Origin of the sequence: Actinoplanes sp. NPDC051513 (genome assembly GCF_044454685.1) — a bacterium.
GTDB lineage: Bacteria > Actinomycetota > Actinomycetes > Mycobacteriales > Micromonosporaceae > Actinoplanes.
The window spans coordinates 365,612-386,754 of record NZ_JBITDW010000009.1; the positions used below are offsets into that span (position 1 = coordinate 365,612).

Sequence of the window (21,143 nt, forward strand, 5' to 3'; positions counted from 1 at the left end):
TCAGGGGTTTACTCGGCAACCAGGACCTGGTCCTCGGGCCGCCAGTGGGCGACAACCCGGGCGCCGGGCGCGACGGTCGCCGGCGCGCCGAGCACGGCGCAGCCGGTCGCGCCGTCACCGAAAGCGAGCTCGATCCGGTGGTAGGTGCCGTAGAAGGACACATCGGTGACTTCCGCCGGGGCGGTGTTGGCGCCGGTCGGAACGGACTGTTCGTCGGGGGCGATGCCCAGGCGCTCCGGGCGTACCACCAGACGCCCGTCGCCCGCGAAATCACCCGTCCACTTGCGGTCGTGCCAGGCGTAGACGTCGGGGCCGAGGCGCTTGCCGGCGAAGACGTTCGACTCGCCGAGGAACCGCGCCACGAACTCGGTCGCCGGCCGGTGGTAGAGCGATGAAGGGGTGCCGACCGCGACGATCTTCCCGTGGTTGAAGATCGCGACCCGGTCCGAGAGCGTCATCGCCTCGTCCTGGTCGTGGGTGACGAACACGAAGGTGAGGCCCAGCTCCTGGTGCAGCCGCTTGATCTCGCGCTGCAGCGACTGCCGCAGCTTGCGGTCGAGCGCGCTGAGCGGCTCGTCGAGCAGGAGCACGGTGGGGGAGAAGACCACCGCGCGGGCCAGGGCGACCCGCTGCTGCTGCCCGCCGGAGAGCTCGTGCGGGCGGCGGTTGCCCATGCCGGCCAGGTCGACCAGGTCGAGGGCGTCGCCGACGAGCTTGGCCGACTCGGCGGCCGGCACCTTGCGCTCGCGCAGCGGGAACGCGATGTTCTGCGCGACCGTGAGATGAGGGAACAGCGCGTAGTTCTGGAACACCATGCCGAAGTTGCGCTTGTGCGGCGGCATCCGGGTGATGTCGGCGCCGTTGAGCGTGATGGTTCCGGCGGTCGGCTCGGTGAACCCGACGATCATGTTGAGCGTCGTGGTCTTGCCGGAGCCGCTCGGGCCGAGCAGCGTGATGAACTCGCCCGGCTCGATGGCGAGGTCGATGTGGTCCACCGCGGGCGGCTCCGCCGTCCCGTACCGCTTGACCAGGCCGGTCAGCTCCAGCGAACTCATCGCTTGCCTCTCCTTCCGCGGCGGGCGCCGGCGATCTGTGCGAACAGGATGGGAACGCTGACCAGGACGACCATCAGGCTCGACGCCGCCGAGATGGTCGGATCGATCTGCACGGTGACGCTGTTGAACATCTGCACCGGCAGCGTCACCGCGCCCGGCGCCTGCATGAACAGCGCGATGACGACCTCGTCCAGCGACGTCACGAACGCCAGGACGGCGCCGGCGAGGATGCCCGGCATGACCAGCGGCAGCGTCACCCGGCGGAACGCGTTGACCGGGTTCGCGCCGAGGACTCCGGCCACGCCGGGCAGGCGGCCGTCCATGCCCTGCAGTCGCGCGGTCACGGCGATCACGACGAACGGCAGCGCGAGCGCGGTGTGCGCCAGGATGATCCCGATGAGCGTGCCGTTGAGACCGAGCCGTAGCGCCACCGAGAAGATGGCCAGCGCGACCAGGATGTGCGGGACGATCATCGGGGACAGCAGGAAGCCGCTGACCGGGCCGCGCCACCGCGAGCTCAGCCGGGCCAGGCCGAACGCGGCCGCCGTGCCGAGCAGGGTGGCGAAGATGGCGGTGAAGATGCCGACCTGCAGCGAGTTGAGGATCGACGCGACCCACTCCGGCGAGGTGAACAGTTCCTGGTACCACCGCAGCGACCAGCCCTGCGGCGGGAACCGGAACGTCTGGGTCGACGAGAAGCTCATCGGGATGACCACGAGCGTCGGCACGACCAGCAGGAAGCCGACGATCGCCGTGTAGACGCGCAGCCACGGGCGTACGTCGGAAGCCTGGTGATCGCCGGAGCGGCCCGCCGCCGGGACCACCGCCGTTCCCGGCAGGCGGCGGCTCAGGCCCAGCACGACGAGCGTGACGACCAGCAGGAACATGCCCATCGCGCCGGCGCCGCCGAAGTCCAGCAGCTCCTTCGTACGCACGTTGATGACCTGGGCGATCATCGCGTTGCGGGTGGAGCCGAGCAGGGCCGGCGTGACGTAGAAGCCGAGCGCGAGCACGAACGCCAGCGACATGCCGGCCAGCACGCCCGGACGGGACAACGGAAAGTAGACCCGCCGGAACGCGCGCCACCGCGGAGCGCCGAGGCTCTGCCCGGCCGCCACGAGCCGCCCGTCGATCTGCTCCATCGCGGTGTACATCGGCAGCACCATGAACGGCAGCAGCACCTGCGTCATCGAGATGCCGACCGCGAGCGACGTGCCGAGCAGCGTGACGTTGCCGAACCCGGCGAACCGCAGGATGTCCTGCACCACGCCGCCGTCCTGCATGAGGACCAGCCAGGCGAAGTTACGGGCCAGCATGCTCGTCCAGAACGGCACGAGCACGACGGTGACCAGCACGGCGCGCATCATCGGGCCGACCAGGGTCATCGCGTACGCGTACGGGTAGGCCAGGGCCGCACCCACCACCGCGACGACCAGCGCGATGAGCAGCGTGCGGCCCAGCACCCGCAGGGTGTAGCCGTCGGTGAACAGGGAGGCGTAGTTGCCGAGCCCGGCCGACGGCTCGGTGAAGCTGTCCACGACCACGTTGATCAGCGGGACGACGAAGAGGATGACGAGCGCGACCAAGGCTGGCAGAAGGAACAGCCACCCGCCCTTCCTCAGGCGGGCCGGCGCGAGGCGCCGGGTGGGCGCCTCGCGCGTGATGGTCGGCGCGGCCATCGTCAGCCGACCTTCCAGCTCGTCCAGCGCTTGGTCAGCGCGTCGGTGTTGGCGATCCACCACTGCTTGTCCTGCTCGATCTCGGTCCCGCGGTCGGGCAGGAAGGCGTTGAACTTCTTCTGGATGTCGGTGTAGCCGACGGTGTTGAGGTCGACCTCGGGCCGGGCCGGCGCGGTGCCGGTGAGCTTGGCGTAGGCGACGGACTGAGCAGGCTCGGTGACGAACGCCAGCATCTGCTGGGCCAGGGCCTTGTGCGGTGCGCCCTTGGGGATGACCAGCACGCCGATGTCGGTGGTGTTGAAATCCCAGACCGGTACGAGGTTCGCGCCGCTCTGCGCCGACACGATCGTCCGCGCGGTGACGGTGATGACCATCGCGGCCTGCTTGTCGACGAGCATCTGCTGGATCGCGCCGTAGCTGGGCGCGAAGACGAGCGAGCTCTTGATCGTGTCGATCTTCTTGAACGCCCGGTCGAGGTCGAGCGGGTAGAGCTTGTCCGGCGCCACCCCGTCGGCGACGAGCGCGGCCTCGATCAGGCCGGCCTTCGGGTAGTCGTAGACGACCCGCTTGCCCGGGAACTTCCTGGTGTCGAAGAAGTCCTTGATCGAGGTGGGTTTCGCGCCCGGGTAGAGGTCGGCGTTGTAGCTGAAGACGTTCGCGTACCGGTAGGTCGGCACGAAGCAGTCGCCGGTCGTGCCGGGCGGGAACTTGCTGCGGTCGAGCGCCGGGTCGTCGAGTTTCTCGAACAGCTGGCCGCAGTACGCGCCGGCGTAGATCCAGCTCATGTTGGCCAGGTCCCAGACCGTCTTGCCGGCCGCCACCATCGTCTTGACCTGGGACTGCTCGGCCGGGCTGATGTTGGTGAAGGTGGTGCCGGTCTTCGCGGTGAACGGCACCTGCAGCGCGTTCTTCTCGTCCTCCTGGAACTGGCCGCCGGTGCTGGCCCAGGTCAGGTTGGTCGCCGACTTGCTGTCGCCGGAGTCGCCGCCCACGCCGCAGGCCGCGAGGAGGAGGGTGCTTGCCGTTATCAGGGTCAAGAAGCGGTGTGTCCTCATTGTCATCGCCTTTTCCGGCTCACGGTGATCCAGGGCCGGGAGCCCCCGGCCCTCTTCAGGCTTGTATGTCAGTCCGTCGGGCTGACCATGCGGCGGCTGATCCTCTCGGCGCCCTGCAACAGGGCGAGCGCCACCGGGCTGTCGATTTCCTCGGGTACGAATTGCGCGATGCCGACCACGGCCAGCGTCGCGATGAGCCGGCCGGACGGATCCAGGACCGGGGTCGCCACGGCGCTGACGCCGTTGGCGTGGCTGACCCGGACCACGATCCCGGTCTGTCGTGCCTCCTCAAGCTCCGCCTCCGTCGCGTTCACCGGCGGCGCTCCCTCGCGGAACCGGTAGTACGACTTGTTGCGGTAGGCCCAGAAGACGACGGTCTGTGCGGCGTCGGGGCCGAGGAAGCTGCCGACCTGGATGGAGACGTGCGCGGTGCGGCTGCTGTCCTCGCGGACCTGCGCCACCACCGGGCTGTGGCCGTTCCAGACGCTGAGCACGACCGTGTGGCGCATGCTCACGCTGATCTCCTCCATGACCGGACCGGCCAGGTCGATGACCCCGAGCCGGGACAGAGCCATGGTGCCGAGCTCGGCGAGCAGGACGCCAAACTCGTAGCGGTTACGGTCGCGGCGCTGCAGGAGACCGTGGTTCTCCATCGACGCCAGGTAGCGGTGGGCGGTGGACTTGCCGACGCCCAGTTCCTCGGCGGCCGACACCAGGTCGATGGTGTCGTGCGCGGCGAGCAGCCGCAGCAGCTGGACGACGCGCGCCACCACCTGGAGGTCCCCGCTGGCGATCTCCATCGGTGCCTCCCTGAGGTTTCGGGCCGTCCCGCAATGCGGGGTGGCCATCCGGCTATCCGGTACCGAGGAATGTAGGTGATCCATCCCGACGCCTGTCAAGGGGTGCGCGAGATTTCGGCAAGACTTCCCGGAAGTTAAATGTCCGGGGTGGTCAGGGCTTCCCCGATGGTGGCATGATTGTATGATTGCCCGACAATAAGTGAGGTCGGGAGGAACTGATGCGCGGACTTGCCGGGAAGGTCGCCGTGGTCACGGGCGCGGCGGGAGGGATCGGCGCGGCCACCGCGCGGCGGCTCGCCGACGAGGGCGCTCACGTCGTCGCCGTGGACCTCGACGAGGACCGGGTCGAGCAGCTGGTGAAGTCGCTGCCCACCGAGGGGGTCGCGGTCCGCGCGGACGTCTCGGCCGAGGACGGCGTTTTCTCGTACGCCGAGGCCGCCGTCGAGCGCTTCGGGCGCATCGACTGCACCACCTCAACGCCGGCATCCCCGGATCGTTCGCCACGCTGCCGTCCTTGACCGCGGCCGAGTTCGACCGGGTCATGTCCGTCAACGTCCGCGGCGTCTTCCTCGGCGTCCGGGAGGCGTTCCGGCGGTACGCGGCGCAGGGCGGCGGCGGCAACATCGTGCTCACCGGCTCGATCGGCAGCCTGCGCGGCAGCGCCGACCTGCTCGCCTACCAGACGTCCAAGCACGCCGTGCTCGGCATCCTGCGCGGCGCCGCGATGTACGGCGGGCCGATCGGCGTCCGGGTCAACGCGGTCGCGCCCGGCATCGTGCCCACCGATCTGTTCGCCGCGACCCCCGACGTGGCCGGCGGCAAGGACGACATGTCGCGCCGGGCGTCCAGCACGCCGCTGCGCCGGGCCGGCACCGGCGACGAGGTGGCCGGCGTGGTCGCGTTCCTGCTCAGCGACGACGCGTCGTACATGACCGGCGAGGTCGTCTCGGTCGACGGCGGCGCGAGCATCGTGAGCGTGGTCCGGCCGTCGGGCGGCGCCGGCGCCTGGGACTTCGCCGCCTACGACCGGACCCTCTACTGACTCACCGGCTACTGACTCACCGGCTGCGGCGCGGTCACCTCGATGTCGGTGCGCACGTCGAGCACCACCGGGCGGCCGGCGTCCAGCGCGCGGTCCAGGGCCTTGGCCAGGTCGCCGGGGCGGTCGACGCGGATGCCGAGGGCGCCCATCTCCTCGGCTGTGCGGGCGAAGTCGACGTCGAGGTAGTTCCACAGCTCGCGCGACTTGTCGGTGGGCTCGCCGCCGTACGCCCGGTCGAAGCCCCTCTTGCTCTGGTTGCCGCCGCTGTTGTTGTTCACGACGGTGATCAGGTTGATGCCACGGCGGGCGGCCGTCTCGACCTCGCCGAGGTGGTAGTAGAAACCGGCGTCGCCGGTGAACGCGACGACCGGGCGATCCGGCGCCCCGCACTTGGCGCCGATGCCGGCCGAGAAGGCCCAGCCCAGATGGCCCGCGCTGCGCAGATACCCCTGCCCCGGCGACGTGATGTCGTGGAACTGGGCCATCCACATGCCGGCGTGCCCGGTGTCGACGACGAGAACCGCGTCGGCGGGCAGCGATGCGGTCAGCTCGGCGGCGATACGCTCCGGCCGGATCGGCACGGCGTCGCTGGTCAGCACCTCGCGGTAGCGCTCCCGCCAGTTCGCCTTGAGGCGTACCACCTCGGCCCGCCACGTACCTCTGGACTGCCGGCCGGAAAGCGCCAGCATGCGGGCCAGCGCGCGGCGAGCGTCGGCGGCGACGAAGGCGCGCAGCGGATAGTTGCGGCCCAGGTGGGACGGCTCGATGTCGATCTGGATGGCCGGAGTGCCGATCGGCGGGACGGCCCAGAAATGGGTGGTCATGCCGCCGGTCCGGGTGCCGATGAAGCACACCAGGTCGGCGCGGTTGACGATCTGGTTGGCGCACTCGCGCGAGTAGGTGCCGACCACGCCGGCCGACAGCGGGTGCGTGCCGGGGAACGTGTCCTTGCCGTTCGCCGAGGTCGCCACCGGGATGTCCAGGGCCTCGGCCAGAGCGACCAGCTCGGCGCCGGCGCCCGAGGCCCGCACGCCGCCGCCGGCCACGATCACCGGCCGCTCCGCCGCGGCGAGCAGCCGCAGCACCTCGATCACGTCCTCGTCGGCGGGCTCGGGACGGATCGGCGGCACCTGGCCGAACAGCGGCTCGACGAGCGGCTCGGCGTCGGTCTCGGCCAGGTCGAGCTGACCCTCGTTGCCCTGCACCTGGAGGTGGACCGGGCCGGGCGCGCCGGTCGTCGCGACCCGGAACGCGTGCCGCAGCATGTCGGGGAACCGGTCCGCGTCGTCGATCGTGGCGTTGAGCTTCGTCACCGGATCGAACGCGGGCAGGTCGTCGATCTCCTGGTAGACGTGCCGGAACTTGGTCGCGGGGGACCGCCCGCCGGTCAGCGCGATCACCGGCGAGCCGGCCAGGAACGGCTCGCGCAGCCCGGCGGCGAGGTTGAGCGCACCGACGATCTGCGCCATCGCGACACCCGGCCGGCCGGAGACCCGCGCGTAGCCGTCGGCCATGTAGGCCGCCGACTTCTCGCCGTGGGTGACCACCCGCTCGACGTCCGGGTGGTGCCGTTCGAGCTCGGCGAGGGTGCGCCGCAGGATGGCCGGCACGCCGAAGAGGTGGGTGACGCCATAGCCGGCCAGCATGTCCGCGACGACGCGGGCTCCCGTCCGCCGGGTCATGCGGCGGGCACTTCCGCCAGGACCTCCTGGATGACCCGCTCGGCGAGCCGGAACGACTCGAGCGCGGCCGGCGCGCCGCAGTACGCCGCGGTCTGCAGCAGAGCCTCCTGGATCTCGGTGACCGTGCAGCCGTTGCGCAGCGCGCCGCGGACGTGCACCGAGAACTCGTGCGGGCGGTTCAGCGCGGTCAGCATGGCCAGGTTGATCAGGCTGCGGGTGCGCCGGTCGAGGCCGTCGCGTGACCAGATGTCGCCCCAGCAGGTCGCCGTCACGTACTCCTGCACGACACGGGTGAAGTCGGTGGCCTGGGTCATCGAGCGGTCCACGTGCGCGTCGCCGAGCACCTCGCGCCGGACCTTGTTGCCGCGCTCCCGCCGGCTCTCGTCATCACTCATGGGCCGTAGCGTACGACGGTCATACAATTTCTGGGAAGGACCGAGCTGGTCACCCGTCCTGTGCGGAGAGGGCGATCAGGCCGGCGCGGCCCGCTTCCTCGACGTGCCGGGCGCAGGCCGCGGCGGTCGCGTCGGCGTCGCCCGCCTGGACCGCGTCGACGATCGCGTGCAGCTCCTCGAGGCTGTGCGCGAGGCGCCCGTCGACCGAGAGCGAGAGCGAACGCAGCACGCTGACCCGCGCGTGCAGGCCGGCGACGACCGAGCGCAGCGCGGCGTTGCCGCCGCCGGTGAACAGCACGTCGTAGAACGCGTCCTTCGCGGCGAGGATCGGCGCGCCCTTCGCGGCGAGGCGGTCGATCTTTTCCAGCGCGCGGACCAGGGCCTTGTGCTGGGCGGGCGTCGCGTTCTCACAGAAGAGCCGGCCGGCCAGCGCCTCCAGCGCGGAACGCACCTGGTAGAGCTGGCGGGCCTCCTCGGCGCTGACCATGGTGACCACGGTGCCCTTGTTGGGGATCGCGGTGACCAGGCCCTCGGCGGCCAGCTCGCGCAGAGCCTCACGGATGCTGGTGCGGGAGACGCCGGTGAGCTCCACCAGCTCGCGCTCGATCAGGCGCTGGCCCGGTGCGAGCCGGCGGTCGATGATCGCCTGGCGGAGGTTGTCCAGAACTTGCGAGCGGATCAGGGCCGGGGCGCGTTCGACGCGCAGCGCATTGGTCTGTGTCACCGCCCGTCCCTTCTTCTGTCGTGGTGCATGACATCGTACCGTTGTCTCAGATCGTATGACGATGCTACATTCTCGAAACCCAAATCCCCTTGTGAGGAGCCATCATGGCGCGCTTGGGCTTCGCAAGTCGACTGGCCTCGGCCGACCGTTGCCTGTTCGGTACGTGGGTCAAGATCCCGGCCTTGGAGCCGGTCGAGATCCTGGCCGACGCCGGTTTCGACTACATCGTCATCGACCAGGAGCACGCGCCCCTGACGTTCGAGTTCGCCTACCAGGCGACGGTCGTCGCGCAGGGCGCCGGGATGTCGGTTCTCGTCCGGGTCCCGGATCGCAGCGGCAGCCACCTGCAGCGGCTGCTCGACGCCGGCGTCGACGGCATTCTGGTGCCGCGCGTGACGTCGGTGGACGAGGCGAGCGCCGCGGTCCGGCAGATGATGTTCTCGCCCGGCGGCGACCGCGGCATCGGCATCACTTCCCGCGCCGGGCGGTGGGGCGGCCTCGACCGTGCCGAATATCTGCGCTTCGGCGACGAGGAGGTCCTGCGGGCCGTGCAGCTGGAGGAGCGGGCCGCGATCGAGGCGGTCGACGACATCCTCGACGTGCCCGGCCTCAACGGCGTCTTCCTCGGCATGGGCGACCTGCAGCTGTCGTCCCGGCTGCCGTCCTCCGACCCCGAGCTCCAGAAGCTCGTCGACAAGCTGCTGACCGCCGCGCAGACCCGGGGGATTCCGGCCGGCACCGCGGTGCAGACCCCGGCGCAGGCGCGCGAGGCCGCCGACCGCGGCTACCGCTACGTGATGGTCAGCAACGACACCAGCCTGCTCAGGTCCGCCGCATCGGATCTCCGCTCGTCGATCTAGGAGCCCTCATGGCGTACGACCCCACCGATTTGCGCTCGACGTTGCCCGCCGCTAAGCCCGCAGTGCCTGAGACCTTCTCCGGCTCCGAACACGTCAAGTTCCGCGACCTGCCCCCGGTCGAGAAGACCGGTGAGGTCTCGACCTGGTACGCCCGCGGCCAGAACTTCGTCGTCGGCTACTCCGACCTCGACGGCACGGCGGTTTTCGCCAGAGAGAACCAGCCCGACGAGTACGTGGTGCTGCTCGCCGACGACGCTCTCTCGGCCACCGTCCGGGCGCCGGGGGAGGAGCTCACCGTCGGCGGCCGCACCATGCTCGTCGTGCCGCCCGGCGACAGCACGGTGACGGTCACCGGCCAGGGCCGCGTGCTGCGCCTGCTGACCACGAAGTCGGCGGACGTGGCCGCGCTCGCCGCCAACGCCGGCTCCTACGACGAGCCGCACGAGAACATTCCGCCGTTCCAGCCGTGGCCCGACCCGCCCGGCGGCTTCAAAATCCGCGCGTACGACCTGACCGTGCCGCCCCTGGCCAACCCGCCGTTCCGGCTCTACCGATGCACCACGTTCATGGTGAACTTCATCGACCCGAAGCAGGGACCGCGCGACCCGGCGAAGTTGTCGCCGCACACCCACGACGACTTCGAGCAGTGCTCGATCGTCCTCGCCGGCGAGTACGTGCACCACATCCGCTGGCCGTGGACGACCAACAAGGCCAACTGGCGCGCCGACGAGCACGAGCGGGTCGTGGCGCCGGCCGTCACCGTGATCCCGCCGCCGTCGCAGCACACGAGCGAGGCCGTCGCGCCGGGCACGAACCACCTCATCGACGTGTTCTCGCCGCCCCGGTTCGACTTCTCGGCGATGGACGGCTGGGTGTTCAACGCCGGCGACTACCCTTCGCCCTCGCCTGCGCCCCGATGATCAGGGTCGCGATCATCGGCGCCGGGCTGGGCGGCATCGCGGCCGCGGTGAAGCTGCGCAAGGCCGGCGCGGCCTGCACGATCTTCGAGCAGTCGTCCGGCGTCGGCGGCACCTGGTTCGACAACCGGTATCCGGGCTGCGAGGTCGACGTGCACTCGCACGCGTACTCGTTCTCGTTCCTCAAGTACGACTGGCCGCGCACCCACGCGACCCAGCCGGAGCTGCTCGCGTACGCCGAGCACGTGGTCGAGCGCTTCGGCCTGCGACCGCACCTGCGGCTGAACACACGCGTCACCGACCTGGTGTGGGAGGAGTCGACAAGCACGTACAGGCTGTCGACCGAGCACGGCGACACCGAGGAGTTCGACGTCGTCGTCTCCGCCCTCGGCCTGCTCAGCGTGCCCCGCTATCCGCAGTGGCCCGGCCTCGACACGTTCGCCGGCCCCGGCTTCCACACGTCCCGCTGGGAGGAGCACGACCTGGCCGGCAAGTCGGTCGCCGTGGTCGGCACCGGCTCGACCGCGGTGCAGATCGTCCCGGCGATCGCTCCGCAGGCCGGCCAGGTGTACGTCTACCAGCGGGAGCCCGGCTGGGTGGAGCCGAAGAACGAGCACGACTTCAGCCCGCGCCAGCGCTGGATCTTCCGCAACGTGCCGCTGGCCCAGCGCCTGAACCGCGCCCGGATCTTCCACAACGGAAACCGGCGGTTCCGTGGCTACGACACCGGTTCTCGCCGGCAGCACCGGATGCGCGCGCTCTGCGAGCGCTTCATCGCCACCACGATCAAGAGCCCACCGACGCGTACGGCGGTGACGCCCGACTATCCATGGGGCTGCAAGAGGCCGATCCTGTCGTCGACCTTCTACCCGGCGCTGAACCGCGACAACGTCGAGCTGGTGCCGCACGCGGTGCGCCGGGTGACGCCGACCGGCGTGATCGACGAGACCGGCGCCGAGCGGAAGGTCGACGTGCTCGTCCTGAGCACCGGGTTCCAGCCCACGAAGTTCCTGGCCGGCATCGACGTGAAGGGCCGCGACGGGCGCAGCATCCACGACGTGTGGCGCGAGCGGGCCAGCGCCTTCATGGGCATCACCGTGCCGGGCTTCCCCAACTTCTTCATCCTGTACGGGCCGAACACCAACGGCGGCGTCTCGGTCATCGCGCAGCTCGAACGGCAGGCCGAGGTCGTCGTGGGGGCCGTGCGGCGGCTCGCGCGAACCCGCCGCGGCAGCATCGACACGTCGCCGGACGCGGCCCGCCGCTTTGTCGAGTGGGTCGACCGCAAGCTCGCCACCAGCGCGTCCGCGATGAGCTCCGGCTGCCACAACTACTACCACGACCCGTCGGGCCACAACGTGACGCAATGGCCGGGCGGCCACCTGGCGTACGCCGTGGCCACGCGTTTCGTGGCGCGGTTCGGGCTCAGGACAACGCGGTAGGGTGCCCGCCCGCCATTGACACCTCCGCCACGTGGAGTCCGTCGCTCCACGTGGCGGAGGGAAAGATGTCCCAGACCGCCGCCTCGTGGAACGGCAGAATCCGCCGGGTCTCGCCGCCGACGCTCGCCAGCATGCCGTCGGCCAGGTCCAGCCACGCGGTGGCGCTGCCCGTCGTCATCGCGATCGGGGCCAGCACGCCGTCCCCGCGCAGGCCGTCGAGGTTCTCGTAGCTGTAGACGTTGTCGCCGGCGAACACCCACGGGCCGTCCGCGGCATTGGTGACCGCGACCAGCTGCGAGCCGGCGGTGTGGGTGTCGTACGCGGGCCGTAGCTCGACGCCCGGCGCCACCTGCGCGGCGCCGTCGGCGAGGGTGGCGCGGCGCCCGGCCAGGTGCTGCGGCAGATCGGCCTGGCACGACCGGGTCAGGAACTCGAAGCGGGGATGGCGCGCGGCCGCGGCGGCGTAGCCGTCGATCTCCCGCCGCTGGATCCAGACGTGCGCCTCCGGGAAATCGCCGACACAGCCCGCGTGATCGAAGTGGTTGTGGGTCAGCAGGACGGTGTCGACCTGGTGGGGCCGGACCCCCACCCGGGCCAGCACGTCGACCGGCGCGCACCACTGGGTGTCGCCGTACTTCGCGCTGAGCCGTTCGTACACCGCCGGGTCGGCGAACCCGGTGTCGACCAGGATGCACCGGTCGGCCGAGCGCAACAGCCCGAAGCAGTACGGCATCCGCCGGTGGCCCTCGTTGGGCTGGGCGGCGAACAGGTTGCTGGCCGGGAAGCGGTCGACGTAGCCGTACTCGAGAATCCAGATCGACCAGTTCACGACGCCGGCCGCACGTCGAAGACCGCGAGCTGCCAGGCCACCATGTTGTAGTAGCCGACGACGGTGACCAGCTCGAACAGTCCCGCCTCGCCGAGCGTGCCGGCAGCCTGCGCGTACTCGTCGTCGTCGAGTGTGCCGTGGTCGAGGATCTTCCGGGTCGTACGGAAGCAGCAGGTTTCGATGTCCGACAGGTCGCCCGGTTCCTTGCCGTCCGCGAGCGCGGCCAGGTCGTCGTCGGTCAGGCCGGCGGCCGCCCCGGCGAGTCGATGGGCGTAGAGCTCGAAGGCGCTGTCGTGATGGTGGCCGACGAGCAGGATCGCCATCTCCTGCGCCCGGGCGGGCAGGCTGGACCCGAACCGCACCGCCCCGCCGATCTTCTGCAGCGCGTGCCCGAACGCCGGGCTCAGGATCCAGACCGCCGGCGGCCCCTGGAGCCGGCCGTCCGGGGTGACGAGGATGAACGGGCTGTCCGCCGCCGCCCGCGGCCCGGTGGCGTACCAGTCGTACAGGGCCCGCTGCTCGCCGGTCATGTCCGCGGGCTCGATGTCGTCGACTCTCATGCCGGTTCTCCCAGGAACGTACGGGGGTTGGCGGCCACCATCGTGGCGAGCTGCTCGGCGGTCCAGCCGAGGTAGGCGAGCTGTTCGAGGAACATGCGCAGGCATTCGGGCTCGGGCGGCACCCAGCGCGAGAACACGTCGGTGGTGAGGACCGCCCGCTCGGGCCCGACGGCGGCGAGCGCGTCGTGCACGTCCCGGACCCGCAGGTGCCCGTCCGGGTGCACCAGCGGCGCGTTGCAGAACTCCAGGAAGGCGCCCGTGTCGGCGAGCTCGCGCAGCTCGGCCGGGTCGGTGGTGTAGTGCAGCGGATGGGTGATCAGCAGTCGCTGCCCGATGCCGGCACAGTAGGCGGCGACCGCGCGGCTCTCGGCGAGCGAGGCGTGCCCGGTGGCCAGCGACAGGCCGAGCGCCCGGCACGCGTCGACGACCGCCCGCGCCCGTCCGGACAGGCCGCCCGAGGCGTCGAGCAGGGCGATGGCCGTCCGCGCGTTGAACTCCGCGAACGACGGCGAGGTCCGCCGCAGCAACATGGCGATGTAGCCGTCGCGCTCGACGTCGGCGGCGGAGCCCCAGGTCGGCAGGAACACCACGCGCGCGCCGTGGGCCGCCGCGAGCTCGACGACGCTCGGCTCCAGCCCGCCGACCGGCGGGTTGAGCGTGATGCTGCCGTGCACCGTGAAGCCGGTCGCGTCCCGCAGCGACCGGGCCCGGTCCATGGTCGCCCACAGGTGGGACTTCAGAACCCACCCCGCCATGCCGTACGCCTGGGCCAGCCGGGCCACGCCGAGGTCGTCGCCCCGGTTGGCGAGCTGGGCCGACACGTCCGGCTGTCCGTGCACGTGGAGGTCGATCGCTCCGCGCAACAGCCGATCAAAGCCCTCCGGCAGGGCAGCTTCCATCATCGCAAGATTGTATGACGGTAATACCACAACCTCAATGATCGCCGCGACAACCCTGCTATCAGGTCTCGGTCGTGCAGGAGGCCTGGACGCTGAGCATGTCGACGAGCCGGGTGGCGGCGGGAACATGCTTCGCGTACGCCTCCGGATAGGCCGACACCTGCACGGCCTGGGCGGCCTCGGTGATCCGCATCTTCTGCCAGCCCTGGGTGCGCAGCAGCTTGTCGTAGAACTTCTGGGTCTGGTAGGCCGGGTCGGAGAGCTGCTTGGGCGTTCCCCAGCCCTGGCTCGGGCGCTGCTGGAACAGACCGATGGAGTCCCGGTCGCCGCCTCGCAGGTTGCGCAGGCGGGACTCCTGAAGGGCGGTGGCGACGGCGATCACCTGGGCATCTTTCGGCACCCGCCGCTGGTTGCCGATGGTGATGATCATGCGCGCGTTGGCGACCTGCTCGTCACTCCAGTCGTCCTGGGCCGGTGTGGAGGCGGAAGCTGCGGGGGCGGATGTGCAGGTGGCATCAGCGTGCAGCAGGGGACTGATGACAAAGCCGACCAGCACGGCGGCGACGATCACGAACAACGCGCGCACGACGAGGGATACCTTCCGAGGGTGTGGGGTCCGGCGAAGGGTACAGGTCCATACCGGCGGGTCGTGATCCCCGGGCCCGCCTCAGGCGGCTGTCGTCCTTCGAGCGGCCTTGACGTCGTACATCGAGAGGTCGGCCTCGTGCAGGAGGTGCTGGGCAGTGGCCCCGGCGACGCAGACGGCGCTGCCGATGCTCACCCCGACCCGGACCACCTGCTCGCCCAGAACGTAGGGCGCGCAGATCGTGTCGTGGATGCGGCCGACCACCTCGTCCAGCTCCGGGCCGGGCGCGATGTCGTCGAGCAGCACCAGAAACTCGTCGCCGCCGAACCGCGCGGCCAGGTCCCCGGCACGCAGGCACTGCCGCAGCCGGTCGGCGACGCCGGCCAGCAGCCGGTCGCCGGTGTGATGGCCCAGCGAGTCGTTGACGTGCTTGAACCCGTCGAGATCGAGGAAGAGCACGACGGCCGGCCGATCGTACGTGAGCTGGTCCTCGAGCGCGGCGACGAAGGACGACCGGTTGGGCAGGCCGGTGAGCCGGTCCGACTGCGCCTCGCGCAGCAGCTGCTCCTCATGGTCGCGCAGGTCGAGGGCGACGGTCAGCAGCGCGGCGCACTGGTTGACCATCTCCCGCCCGTCCTCGACCCGGTTCTCCACCACGTCGACCAGGGCGAGCCAGCCGCGGTCGCTGTCGCCGACCTTGGCGCGTACGACGAAGACCGTCTCCCCGGGCTCGGCGGCGTCGAGCAGTTCCACCGGCGGGAAGGACGCGATCGTCGTCGGGCCGGCGGGGATCGGCGTACCAGGGTACCGGCGCCAGCCCGGCGTGCGGACCAGCTCGCCGTCCGGCCCGCGCAGCGCGATCGAGCCGGCCGTCGCGGGCGTCAGACCGAGCCACGAGGGGTCCCGGGGCTCGACGTCGCGCCGGTGCAGCATGGCCATGCTGAGCGTGTAGTTGATGCTGATCAGCGAGCGCAGGTGCAGCTTGTCGGCGAGCTGGGCGCGGCTGTGCGCCCGCCCGAGGGACGACATCACGGCCTGCACGCCGTGGCCGACCCGGGTGGCGGCCGGCGCGTCGTCGATGGGCAGGCCGTCCGCGTACTCCTGAACCGCCCGCGAGATAACCCGCAACGTCTCCAGGGTCGGGCCGGTGGCCAGCAGGTCCTGCAGCTCGTTCACCGCGAGCCCGATGCGGGAGGAGTCGCCGGTGGCCGCGGCCAGCAAGGCATCGGCGGTCACCATGGCCGCGTGCTCGGCGGCCTGGACGCCCCGCGCGGCGGCATCGGCCTCGGCGGCCGGCAACACTCCCGCCAGGCGCCGGCCGAGACGCCGCCGACCGTCCTGTTCGGCCAGTTCCGGCAGCCGCTCGGCGAAACTCGTGCACCCGCAGGAGCTGCGGGCGACGAACCGGGTGGGCAGCAGGTACGGGCCCGGCGGCACGTCCTTCCCGCCGAGCTGACCGATCAGCAGGTCGACCGCGCGGTGGCTCATCGCTTCCAGCGGCTGGCGGACGGTGGCCAGCTCGGGGCGGAGCAGGCTGGCCTCGTCGAGATTGTCGAACCCGGTCAGCAGGATGTCGTCCGGGCAGCGCACACCGGCCGCCGCAAGCACCCGCAGCGCGGTGAAAGCGTTCCGGTCGGTCGCCGCGACCAGCGCGTCGGGCCGTCCATGGCGCAGTAGCTCTTCGGCATTCCACGCGATGCCGCTCTCGACGTTGTTCAGAGCCGGCAGAAAGACGCCGGGCTCCAGGCCGTACGCATCGAGCACCTCGGCGTACGCGTCGTAGCGCTCCCGGATGTCGGTGGCCGCGAGGTTCCCGGTGAAGGCGATCCGGCGGCACCCGTGATCGCGGACAAGATGGGTGACCACGGCTCGCATGCCGGCGCTGTTGTCCGGCAGCACGGCCGGCAGCCCGAGCCCGTCGACGGTGTGGCCGACCAGAACCACCGGCTTACCGGCTCGCGCCAGTCTGACCAGGTAGTCCGGGCGGACCGCGTCGGCCAGCACGACGAAGCCGCTGACGTGCTCCCACGAGACGGCGGCGTCGAAGGCCGGGTCACCGCCGTTGACGGCCAGCTCGGCCGCGGCGTCCAGCGTCTGGATCGCGATCAGCCGCCGGCCGTACGACTGGGCGGCCGCCCCGACGCCCGCCACGAGGCTTCCGTAGTAGGTGCCGCCGACGAACGGCGCCAGCACCCCGATCGCCCCGGCGTCACGCATGCCCGCTCTATCGGCCGCCGCGCGCCGCACCTGAGCCTCTTCGTTCACGTGCAATTTCAGCGCCGCATCAGCCGTCGAGCGCACCATGTGCCCGTCAACGAGGCACGGGGGAGGGAGACCCATGAACCTACGAAGATCGGCGGCGGCTCTCGCCGGGATCCTGCTGGCGGTGGCCGGGGCCGGTGCGCCGGCCGCGGACGCGGCGATCGTCAACTCCTGGCCGCAATACGGCCACGACGCCCAACATACCGGTACGAACCCGGCGGAGCACGCGTTCAACACCGGCAACATCAAGAACCTCGAGGTGACGTCCAAGGCGCATCTCGGCGACAACACCCTGGACCGGAGCGGACCGGTCGTCGCGAACGGCCGCATCTACATCGGCGGCACGGACGGCAATCTGTCGGTGTTCGCCGCCGGCGGCTGCGGCGCCGCGTCCTGTGAGCCGCTCTGGCGGGCGTCCATCGGCGATGGCACGATCAACTTCACGGTGGCGGTCGCCGACGGCCTGGTCCTGGTCGGATCGCCGAACGTCCACGCGCTGTTCGCGTTCCCGGCGGCCGGTTGCGGAGCCGCGACGTGCAAGCCGGTCTGGACCGGCACGATGCGCGACGGCGCCACCGGCGCGGTCGCCGCATCCGACGGGATCGCTTACGTCGGCGACATCAGCGGTCATCTGTACGCGTTCCGCACCACCGGCTGCGCGCGTGTCGCCTGCCCGCCGCTGTGGACCGGCGTCGGGCTGCCCAACGAGGCACTGGACACGCCGGCGGTGGGCAACGGCTTCGTCTACGTGGACACCTTCCTGTCCTCGCCGGACCTGTTCACCGGCCGGGTGCTGGCCTTCCGGGCCGCCGGATGCGGCGCCACGACCTGCAAGCCGGTCTGGACCGCCGACATCGGCGGGCCGGGATCCGGGGTGACCGTCGCCGGCAACACCCTGTTCACCAACTCCACGACGCTGTTCGGCGAGGGCACCAACACCGACTTCCATCTGATGGCCTTCGCCGCCGGCGGCTGCGGCGGCCCGGTCTGCAAGCCCTTGCGCACCTACTTCACCTACGACACCGGCGTCGACGGCTCCCCGACCATCGCCGGCGGATACGTGCTGGCCAGCGGCAACGCCGACGATCTCCGCTTCATCGGCGGAGTCTTCGCCTACCCGCTGAACGGTTGCGGCAAGCCGCAGTGCCAACCGGCGTGGATCGGGACCAGCTTCGCCTTCTCCGCGGCGTCACCGCCCGTGGTGGTCGACGACGTGATCCTGGTCGGCAAGGGACCGGCCTCCGGCTTCCCGGTCGACTCGGGATTCTTCACCTACAACCTGCGCGGCTGCGGGGCCGCGCTCTGCCCGCCGATCTCGCTCGTACAGCTGGGCGAGTCGCAGTTCTACAACGGGGGCCCGCTCGCGGTCGCGGATCACAAGATCTTCATGGCCTCGACCGACAACACGGACGGCCACAGCAACGTCTACACGGTGACCCTGCCCTGATCCAACCCGCGGCTCCCGGCCGGTACCCGGCCGGGAGCCGTCGTCCATGCGTTCCCCATCCATCGCATCGTGGGTTTCGTTTCGCACTTCCCTGCATATGTGCGCGGGCCTCGGCCGGCGGCGTTTCGTCAATGCGCTCCACGGCGGGATAGTCGCTACGACTATGGTTGACCGTGGCGTATTGGCCGCGCGGCCTTTCGCACACTTCGGGGAGTAGAGAAAACTATGGCCAAGCAAGTCATCACGGTGCTCACTGACGACCTGGACGGCGGAGACGCCGACCGCACGATCGAGTTCGGACTCGACGGCGTGAGCTACACGATCGATCTTTCTGATAAGAACGCCGGCAAGCTGCGCAAGGCATTCGACCCTTATCTATCGGTTGCCGCCAGGGTCGGCCGCACCGCGGCGAGCGGCCGCACCGACTCGCGTGCCGCGGCATCGCCGAGCAGGGCCAACCGCGACCAGAATCAGGCGATCCGGGAGTGGGCCAACAAGAACGGGTACGAGGTGTCGGAACGAGGACGCATCCCGGCTTCGATCGTCGAGGCCTTCCATACCAAGCGTTGACGAGACCAGTTTTGAGTGTGATGTCAGCGGGGATCGGTGACGACAGTTCCGCGATACGGATCGGTCAGGCGGGGGCGGGAACGCCTTCGAGGAGGATGACCGGGAATACCCGGCTGGTGTTCTGTTCGTAGGCGGAGGTGCCGTCGGAGACCCGGCGGTAGAGCCGTTCGCGTTCCTCGCCTTCCGTTACGACGGCCCGGGCCTGATAGGCGCTGTCGCCGAGCTCGACCGTCACTGCCGGGTTGGCTCGCAGGTTGTGAAACCAGGACGGATGCTTGGGGGCGCCCGCCTTGGAGCCGACGACGAACACGCGGCCCTTGTCGTCGATGCCGAAACCGAGGGGCACGGTCGTTTGCCGTCCTGTGCGCGCTCCGGTCGTGGTCAGCAGCAGGATCGGGAACGGCGGCCGGTCGACTGTGCCGTGGTTGGCGCGGAACTCGCTGATGACACCCTGGTTGTAGGTCCGGAACTCCTCGTCGGATGGCACGGTTGGCATGACAGTCCCTCCTTCGCTCTGATGAGATTCGGATGGTCAGACCGCCGACGCACGCGAAAGGAATCGCTGATGCCGACGGATCATCTTCACCATTCGTTTCACGTCGCGGCGACGGCGGAGGAGATCTACGCCCACCTGGCCGAGCCCCAGAACTATGTCGGCTTGTCGCCGCTGCTCGTGGCCGTGCGGGATGTCCGGCCGGGCCGCGACGAGCAGGGCCGGGAGGCGTTGAGCTATGTGGGCGTCGAGCGTTTCCGGTTCGGCCCGGTGAAGTGGGACAACCGGCTGCGGGTGACGCTGACGCCGGTGGCGCCGGGCCGGCAGCTCCGCAGCGCGGTGGTCAGCCCGGGCGCGGTCCGCCTCGTCGCCACCGTCGATCTGACCCCGGACGGCGACAGCACGCTGGTGACCGAGTCCGTGGAGTTGCGTACGCCAACAGTGCTGCGCCGCTTTGCCCTCGGTCAGGCAACCGCCGTCCAGCAGTCCCGGGCCGCCGAACTGACCCGCCGGATGGAACGCCGACCGCGATCAGCGTGACCAACGCGGCGTGGAGTTACCCGAAGTACGGCTGGTGCCGTTGATGCGTGCCCTCGCCTCCGAGTCTTCCGTGTGGGCGGATCACTTCACCTCCGGGGAGGTCGCCGCGGCCGGGCCGGCGAGCAGGAACAACGCCCACCGTCACGGTTTTCGCCGACGACCTCGACCGGGCGCGCGCCTGGTACGCCGAGGTGCTCGGCATCGAGCCCTACTTCGTACGCGAAGGGGCCTATCTGGAATGGCGAGTCGGTGACTACCAGCACGAGTTCGGCGTGTTGAACAGCAAGTTCGCGCCGCATCCCCGCAGCGGCGGGCCGGCCGGCGCGATCGTCTACTGGGCGGTGGACGACGTCGAAGGGGCCTACCGCCGGCTGCTCTCCCTGGGCGCGGGCCCGCACGACGAGCCGACCGAGTGTGGTTCCGGCTATGTGACCGCGTCGGTCCTCGACCCGTTCGGCAACATCCTCGGCGTCATGCTCAACCAGCACTATCGGGACGTGCTGGCTGATCACACGAACTCTAGGCCGGGCCGGTGAAGGCGTTCCAGTCCGGAGCTGGATTGGCGCCGCGCAGGAACGAGAGGATCAGCGGATTGACCAGTTCTGGACGCTCGAGCGGGAGCGTGTGCGTGCCCGGCAGCACTGCCAGGCGTGCCTCGGGCAGCGCCGCAACCACCGCCAGGGAGTGTTCGACGGTGACCTCGTCCCGGTCGCCTTGAAGCACCAGTGTGGGGGCGGTGACGCCGGCCAGGGTGTCCAGTGCGATCTCGGGCTCGGTGGCGATCATGTGCATCATCTTGGCGTGCACGACGGGGAAGTGGCCGGGGCCGTCGGGAGAAAACGGGTCGTAGGCCCGGCGCAGGAACGTGACCGCCTCCGGCGAGTTGAGGTACGCCAGCAGATCCTCTCCGGCGACCCTGCCGGAGGAGTTGTAGTACTGGCCGATCAGCACCAACCGGGCCACCAGGTCCGGGCGGTGCCGGGCCACCAGCAGCGCGACCACCGCCCCGTCGCTCCACCCGACCAGGTGAGCCGGAGCGCCGATTTCCTGCGCCAGGTAGGCGACCATGTCGTCGGCCATCACCGAGTAACTCAGCGGACCCTCGACGTCCGGGGTGTGCGCGTGCCCGCGGCGCTCGGGGACATGGACCCGATAGCCGGCCTCGACCAGCGCCGGGACTTGCGCGAAGAACGAGGACGCGCCGACAAACCCGCCGTGCAGCAGGACGAGCGGATCGCCCTCACCGGACACCTGATGCCACGTGCGCAGCCCAGCCACCTCGATGTACCCCGTCATGCCATCACCG

23 protein-coding genes are annotated in these 21,143 nt (G+C 70.4%); 9 read left to right on the forward strand and 14 right to left on the reverse strand.

Annotated features, from left to right (window positions below):
• Positions 1-8: 8 nt before the first annotated feature.
• From ACIA5D_RS28935 to ACIA5D_RS28950, 4 genes are all read right to left on the reverse strand, one after another.
• Positions 9-1,055 carry an ABC transporter ATP-binding protein gene (locus ACIA5D_RS28935; protein ID WP_396033432.1) on the reverse strand — a complete coding sequence of 349 codons (1,047 nt, stop codon included), beginning with the start codon at positions 1,053-1,055 and terminating at the stop codon, positions 9-11.
• Positions 1,052-2,734 (reverse strand): ABC transporter permease subunit, encoded by a 1,683-nt coding sequence (locus ACIA5D_RS28940; protein ID WP_396033434.1) that lies wholly within the window; start codon positions 2,732-2,734, stop codon positions 1,052-1,054. The genes ACIA5D_RS28935 and ACIA5D_RS28940 overlap by 4 nt, the downstream gene beginning before the upstream one ends.
• 2 nt (positions 2,735-2,736) lie before the next feature.
• Positions 2,737-3,789, reverse strand: a complete 1,053-nt coding sequence (locus tag ACIA5D_RS28945) for an extracellular solute-binding protein (RefSeq protein WP_396033436.1) — start codon at positions 3,787-3,789, stop codon at positions 2,737-2,739.
• Positions 3,790-3,857: 68 nt separating this feature from the next.
• Positions 3,858-4,589 carry an IclR family transcriptional regulator gene (locus ACIA5D_RS28950; protein ID WP_396033437.1) on the reverse strand — a complete coding sequence of 244 codons (732 nt, stop codon included), beginning with the start codon at positions 4,587-4,589 and terminating at the stop codon, positions 3,858-3,860.
• 218 nt (positions 4,590-4,807) lie between these two features.
• On the opposite strand from ACIA5D_RS28950, the gene ACIA5D_RS28955 reads away from it, so the two are divergent.
• Together ACIA5D_RS28955 and ACIA5D_RS28960 are read left to right on the forward strand one after the other, a co-directional pair.
• Entirely contained in the window at positions 4,808-5,107 is a 300-nt protein-coding gene (locus ACIA5D_RS28955) for an SDR family NAD(P)-dependent oxidoreductase (protein ID WP_396033439.1), read from the forward strand.
• A complete protein-coding gene (locus ACIA5D_RS28960; RefSeq protein WP_396033440.1) occupies positions 5,104-5,631 on the forward strand; it encodes an SDR family NAD(P)-dependent oxidoreductase in 528 nt (175 codons plus the stop codon). The genes ACIA5D_RS28955 and ACIA5D_RS28960 overlap by 4 nt, the downstream gene beginning before the upstream one ends.
• An 8-nt stretch (positions 5,632-5,639) precedes the next feature.
• On the opposite strand, the gene ACIA5D_RS28965 is transcribed toward ACIA5D_RS28960, so the two are convergent.
• From ACIA5D_RS28965 to ACIA5D_RS28975, 3 genes are read right to left on the reverse strand one after another with little or no spacing between them, the layout of a single operon-like run.
• A complete protein-coding gene (locus ACIA5D_RS28965; protein ID WP_396033442.1) occupies positions 5,640-7,313 on the reverse strand; it encodes a thiamine pyrophosphate-binding protein in 1,674 nt (557 codons plus the stop codon).
• Positions 7,310-7,708 carry a carboxymuconolactone decarboxylase family protein gene (locus ACIA5D_RS28970; RefSeq protein ID WP_396033443.1) on the reverse strand — a complete coding sequence of 133 codons (399 nt, stop codon included), beginning with the start codon at positions 7,706-7,708 and terminating at the stop codon, positions 7,310-7,312. Before ACIA5D_RS28970 ends, ACIA5D_RS28965 begins: the two co-directional genes overlap by 4 nt.
• Positions 7,709-7,757: 49 nt before the next feature.
• Positions 7,758-8,432, reverse strand: coding sequence for a GntR family transcriptional regulator (locus ACIA5D_RS28975; protein ID WP_396033444.1), 675 nt, complete (start codon positions 8,430-8,432; stop codon positions 7,758-7,760).
• 104 nt (positions 8,433-8,536) lie between these two features.
• Here ACIA5D_RS28975 and ACIA5D_RS28980 point away from each other — a divergent pair, with 104 nt between their 5' ends.
• From ACIA5D_RS28980 to ACIA5D_RS28990, 3 genes are read left to right on the forward strand one after another with little or no spacing between them, the layout of a single operon-like run.
• Positions 8,537-9,292, forward strand: coding sequence for an HpcH/HpaI aldolase/citrate lyase family protein (locus ACIA5D_RS28980; protein ID WP_396033445.1), 756 nt, complete (start codon positions 8,537-8,539; stop codon positions 9,290-9,292).
• Between the two features lie 8 nt (positions 9,293-9,300).
• Positions 9,301-10,212 carry a hypothetical protein gene (locus tag ACIA5D_RS28985; RefSeq protein WP_396033446.1) on the forward strand — a complete coding sequence of 304 codons (912 nt, stop codon included), beginning with the start codon at positions 9,301-9,303 and terminating at the stop codon, positions 10,210-10,212.
• Entirely contained in the window at positions 10,209-11,651 is a 1,443-nt protein-coding gene (locus ACIA5D_RS28990) for a flavin-containing monooxygenase (RefSeq protein WP_396033447.1), read from the forward strand. Before ACIA5D_RS28985 ends, ACIA5D_RS28990 begins: the two co-directional genes overlap by 4 nt.
• On the opposite strand, the gene ACIA5D_RS28995 is transcribed toward ACIA5D_RS28990, so the two are convergent.
• The 5 genes from ACIA5D_RS28995 to ACIA5D_RS29015 all read right to left on the reverse strand — a co-directional run bounded on the left by ACIA5D_RS28995 (position 11,635) and on the right by ACIA5D_RS29015 (position 16,742).
• Positions 11,635-12,480, reverse strand: coding sequence for an N-acyl homoserine lactonase family protein (locus tag ACIA5D_RS28995; protein WP_396033448.1), 846 nt, complete (start codon positions 12,478-12,480; stop codon positions 11,635-11,637). The genes ACIA5D_RS28990 and ACIA5D_RS28995 overlap by 17 nt on opposite strands.
• Positions 12,477-13,040, reverse strand: coding sequence for a carboxymuconolactone decarboxylase family protein (locus ACIA5D_RS29000; RefSeq protein ID WP_396033449.1), 564 nt, complete (start codon positions 13,038-13,040; stop codon positions 12,477-12,479). The genes ACIA5D_RS28995 and ACIA5D_RS29000 overlap by 4 nt, the downstream gene beginning before the upstream one ends.
• On the reverse strand, positions 13,037-13,942 hold the full coding sequence (locus ACIA5D_RS29005) for a DUF6282 family protein (protein ID WP_396033450.1): 906 nt from the start codon (positions 13,940-13,942) through the stop codon (positions 13,037-13,039). The genes ACIA5D_RS29000 and ACIA5D_RS29005 overlap by 4 nt, the downstream gene beginning before the upstream one ends.
• A 58-nt stretch (positions 13,943-14,000) precedes the next feature.
• A complete protein-coding gene (locus tag ACIA5D_RS29010) occupies positions 14,001-14,525 on the reverse strand; it encodes a peptidase M23 (RefSeq protein WP_396033451.1) in 525 nt (174 codons plus the stop codon).
• Between the two features lie 81 nt (positions 14,526-14,606).
• Positions 14,607-16,742, reverse strand: a complete 2,136-nt coding sequence (locus ACIA5D_RS29015) for a diguanylate cyclase domain-containing protein (RefSeq protein ID WP_396033452.1) — start codon at positions 16,740-16,742, stop codon at positions 14,607-14,609.
• 121 nt (positions 16,743-16,863) lie between these two features.
• Between ACIA5D_RS29015 and ACIA5D_RS29020 the strand changes: the two genes are divergently transcribed.
• Both ACIA5D_RS29020 and ACIA5D_RS29025 read left to right on the forward strand, forming a co-directional pair.
• Positions 16,864-18,234 carry a PQQ-binding-like beta-propeller repeat protein gene (locus ACIA5D_RS29020; protein ID WP_396033453.1) on the forward strand — a complete coding sequence of 457 codons (1,371 nt, stop codon included), beginning with the start codon at positions 16,864-16,866 and terminating at the stop codon, positions 18,232-18,234.
• Between the two features lie 225 nt (positions 18,235-18,459).
• Complete coding sequence (locus ACIA5D_RS29025) at positions 18,460-18,804, forward strand: Lsr2 family protein (RefSeq protein ID WP_396033454.1); 345 nt, start codon at positions 18,460-18,462, stop codon at positions 18,802-18,804.
• Between the two features lie 64 nt (positions 18,805-18,868).
• Here ACIA5D_RS29025 and ACIA5D_RS29030 read toward each other — a convergent pair whose 3' ends face one another.
• Positions 18,869-19,300, reverse strand: a complete 432-nt coding sequence (locus ACIA5D_RS29030; RefSeq protein ID WP_396033455.1) for a nitroreductase/quinone reductase family protein — start codon at positions 19,298-19,300, stop codon at positions 18,869-18,871.
• 69 nt (positions 19,301-19,369) lie between these two features.
• On the opposite strand from ACIA5D_RS29030, the gene ACIA5D_RS29035 reads away from it, so the two are divergent.
• Complete coding sequence (locus ACIA5D_RS29035; RefSeq protein ID WP_396033456.1) at positions 19,370-19,837, forward strand: SRPBCC family protein; 468 nt, start codon at positions 19,370-19,372, stop codon at positions 19,835-19,837.
• Positions 19,838-19,884: 47 nt separating this feature from the next.
• Positions 19,885-20,373 carry a VOC family protein gene (locus tag ACIA5D_RS29040; protein ID WP_396033457.1) on the forward strand — a complete coding sequence of 163 codons (489 nt, stop codon included), beginning with the start codon at positions 19,885-19,887 and terminating at the stop codon, positions 20,371-20,373.
• Here the strand turns inward: ACIA5D_RS29040 and ACIA5D_RS29045 are convergent.
• A complete protein-coding gene (locus tag ACIA5D_RS29045) occupies positions 20,357-21,133 on the reverse strand; it encodes an alpha/beta fold hydrolase (protein WP_396033458.1) in 777 nt (258 codons plus the stop codon). The genes ACIA5D_RS29040 and ACIA5D_RS29045 overlap by 17 nt on opposite strands.
• Between the last annotated feature and the right edge of the window lie 10 nt (positions 21,134-21,143).

What these genes read in the sequence shown, in the direction of transcription:
- ACIA5D_RS28955 (WP_396033439.1), top strand. Translation starts at nt 4,808, where the DNA reads ATGCGCGGACTTGCCGGGAAGGTCGCCGTGGTCACGGGCGCGGCGGGA.
- ACIA5D_RS28950 (WP_396033437.1), bottom strand. Translation starts at nt 4,589, where the DNA reads ATGGAGATCGCCAGCGGGGACCTCCAGGTGGTGGCGCGCGTCGTCCAG.
- ACIA5D_RS29025 (WP_396033454.1), top strand. Translation starts at nt 18,460, where the DNA reads ATGGCCAAGCAAGTCATCACGGTGCTCACTGACGACCTGGACGGCGGA.
- ACIA5D_RS29020 (WP_396033453.1), top strand. Translation starts at nt 16,864, where the DNA reads ATGAACCTACGAAGATCGGCGGCGGCTCTCGCCGGGATCCTGCTGGCG.
- ACIA5D_RS29000 (WP_396033449.1), bottom strand. Translation starts at nt 13,040, where the DNA reads ATGAGAGTCGACGACATCGAGCCCGCGGACATGACCGGCGAGCAGCGG.
- ACIA5D_RS28990 (WP_396033447.1), top strand. Translation starts at nt 10,209, where the DNA reads ATGATCAGGGTCGCGATCATCGGCGCCGGGCTGGGCGGCATCGCGGCC.
- ACIA5D_RS28965 (WP_396033442.1), bottom strand. Translation starts at nt 7,313, where the DNA reads ATGACCCGGCGGACGGGAGCCCGCGTCGTCGCGGACATGCTGGCCGGC.
- ACIA5D_RS28970 (WP_396033443.1), bottom strand. Translation starts at nt 7,708, where the DNA reads ATGAGTGATGACGAGAGCCGGCGGGAGCGCGGCAACAAGGTCCGGCGC.
- ACIA5D_RS29015 (WP_396033452.1), bottom strand. Translation starts at nt 16,742, where the DNA reads ATGCGTGACGCCGGGGCGATCGGGGTGCTGGCGCCGTTCGTCGGCGGC.
- ACIA5D_RS29030 (WP_396033455.1), bottom strand. Translation starts at nt 19,300, where the DNA reads ATGCCAACCGTGCCATCCGACGAGGAGTTCCGGACCTACAACCAGGGT.
- ACIA5D_RS29045 (WP_396033458.1), bottom strand. Translation starts at nt 21,133, where the DNA reads ATGACGGGGTACATCGAGGTGGCTGGGCTGCGCACGTGGCATCAGGTG.
- ACIA5D_RS28935 (WP_396033432.1), bottom strand. Translation starts at nt 1,055, where the DNA reads ATGAGTTCGCTGGAGCTGACCGGCCTGGTCAAGCGGTACGGGACGGCG.
- ACIA5D_RS29035 (WP_396033456.1), top strand. Translation starts at nt 19,370, where the DNA reads ATGCCGACGGATCATCTTCACCATTCGTTTCACGTCGCGGCGACGGCG.
- ACIA5D_RS28940 (WP_396033434.1), bottom strand. Translation starts at nt 2,734, where the DNA reads ATGGCCGCGCCGACCATCACGCGCGAGGCGCCCACCCGGCGCCTCGCG.
- ACIA5D_RS28985 (WP_396033446.1), top strand. Translation starts at nt 9,301, where the DNA reads ATGGCGTACGACCCCACCGATTTGCGCTCGACGTTGCCCGCCGCTAAG.
- ACIA5D_RS29005 (WP_396033450.1), bottom strand. Translation starts at nt 13,942, where the DNA reads ATGATGGAAGCTGCCCTGCCGGAGGGCTTTGATCGGCTGTTGCGCGGA.
- ACIA5D_RS28980 (WP_396033445.1), top strand. Translation starts at nt 8,537, where the DNA reads ATGGCGCGCTTGGGCTTCGCAAGTCGACTGGCCTCGGCCGACCGTTGC.
- ACIA5D_RS28945 (WP_396033436.1), bottom strand. Translation starts at nt 3,789, where the DNA reads ATGAGGACACACCGCTTCTTGACCCTGATAACGGCAAGCACCCTCCTC.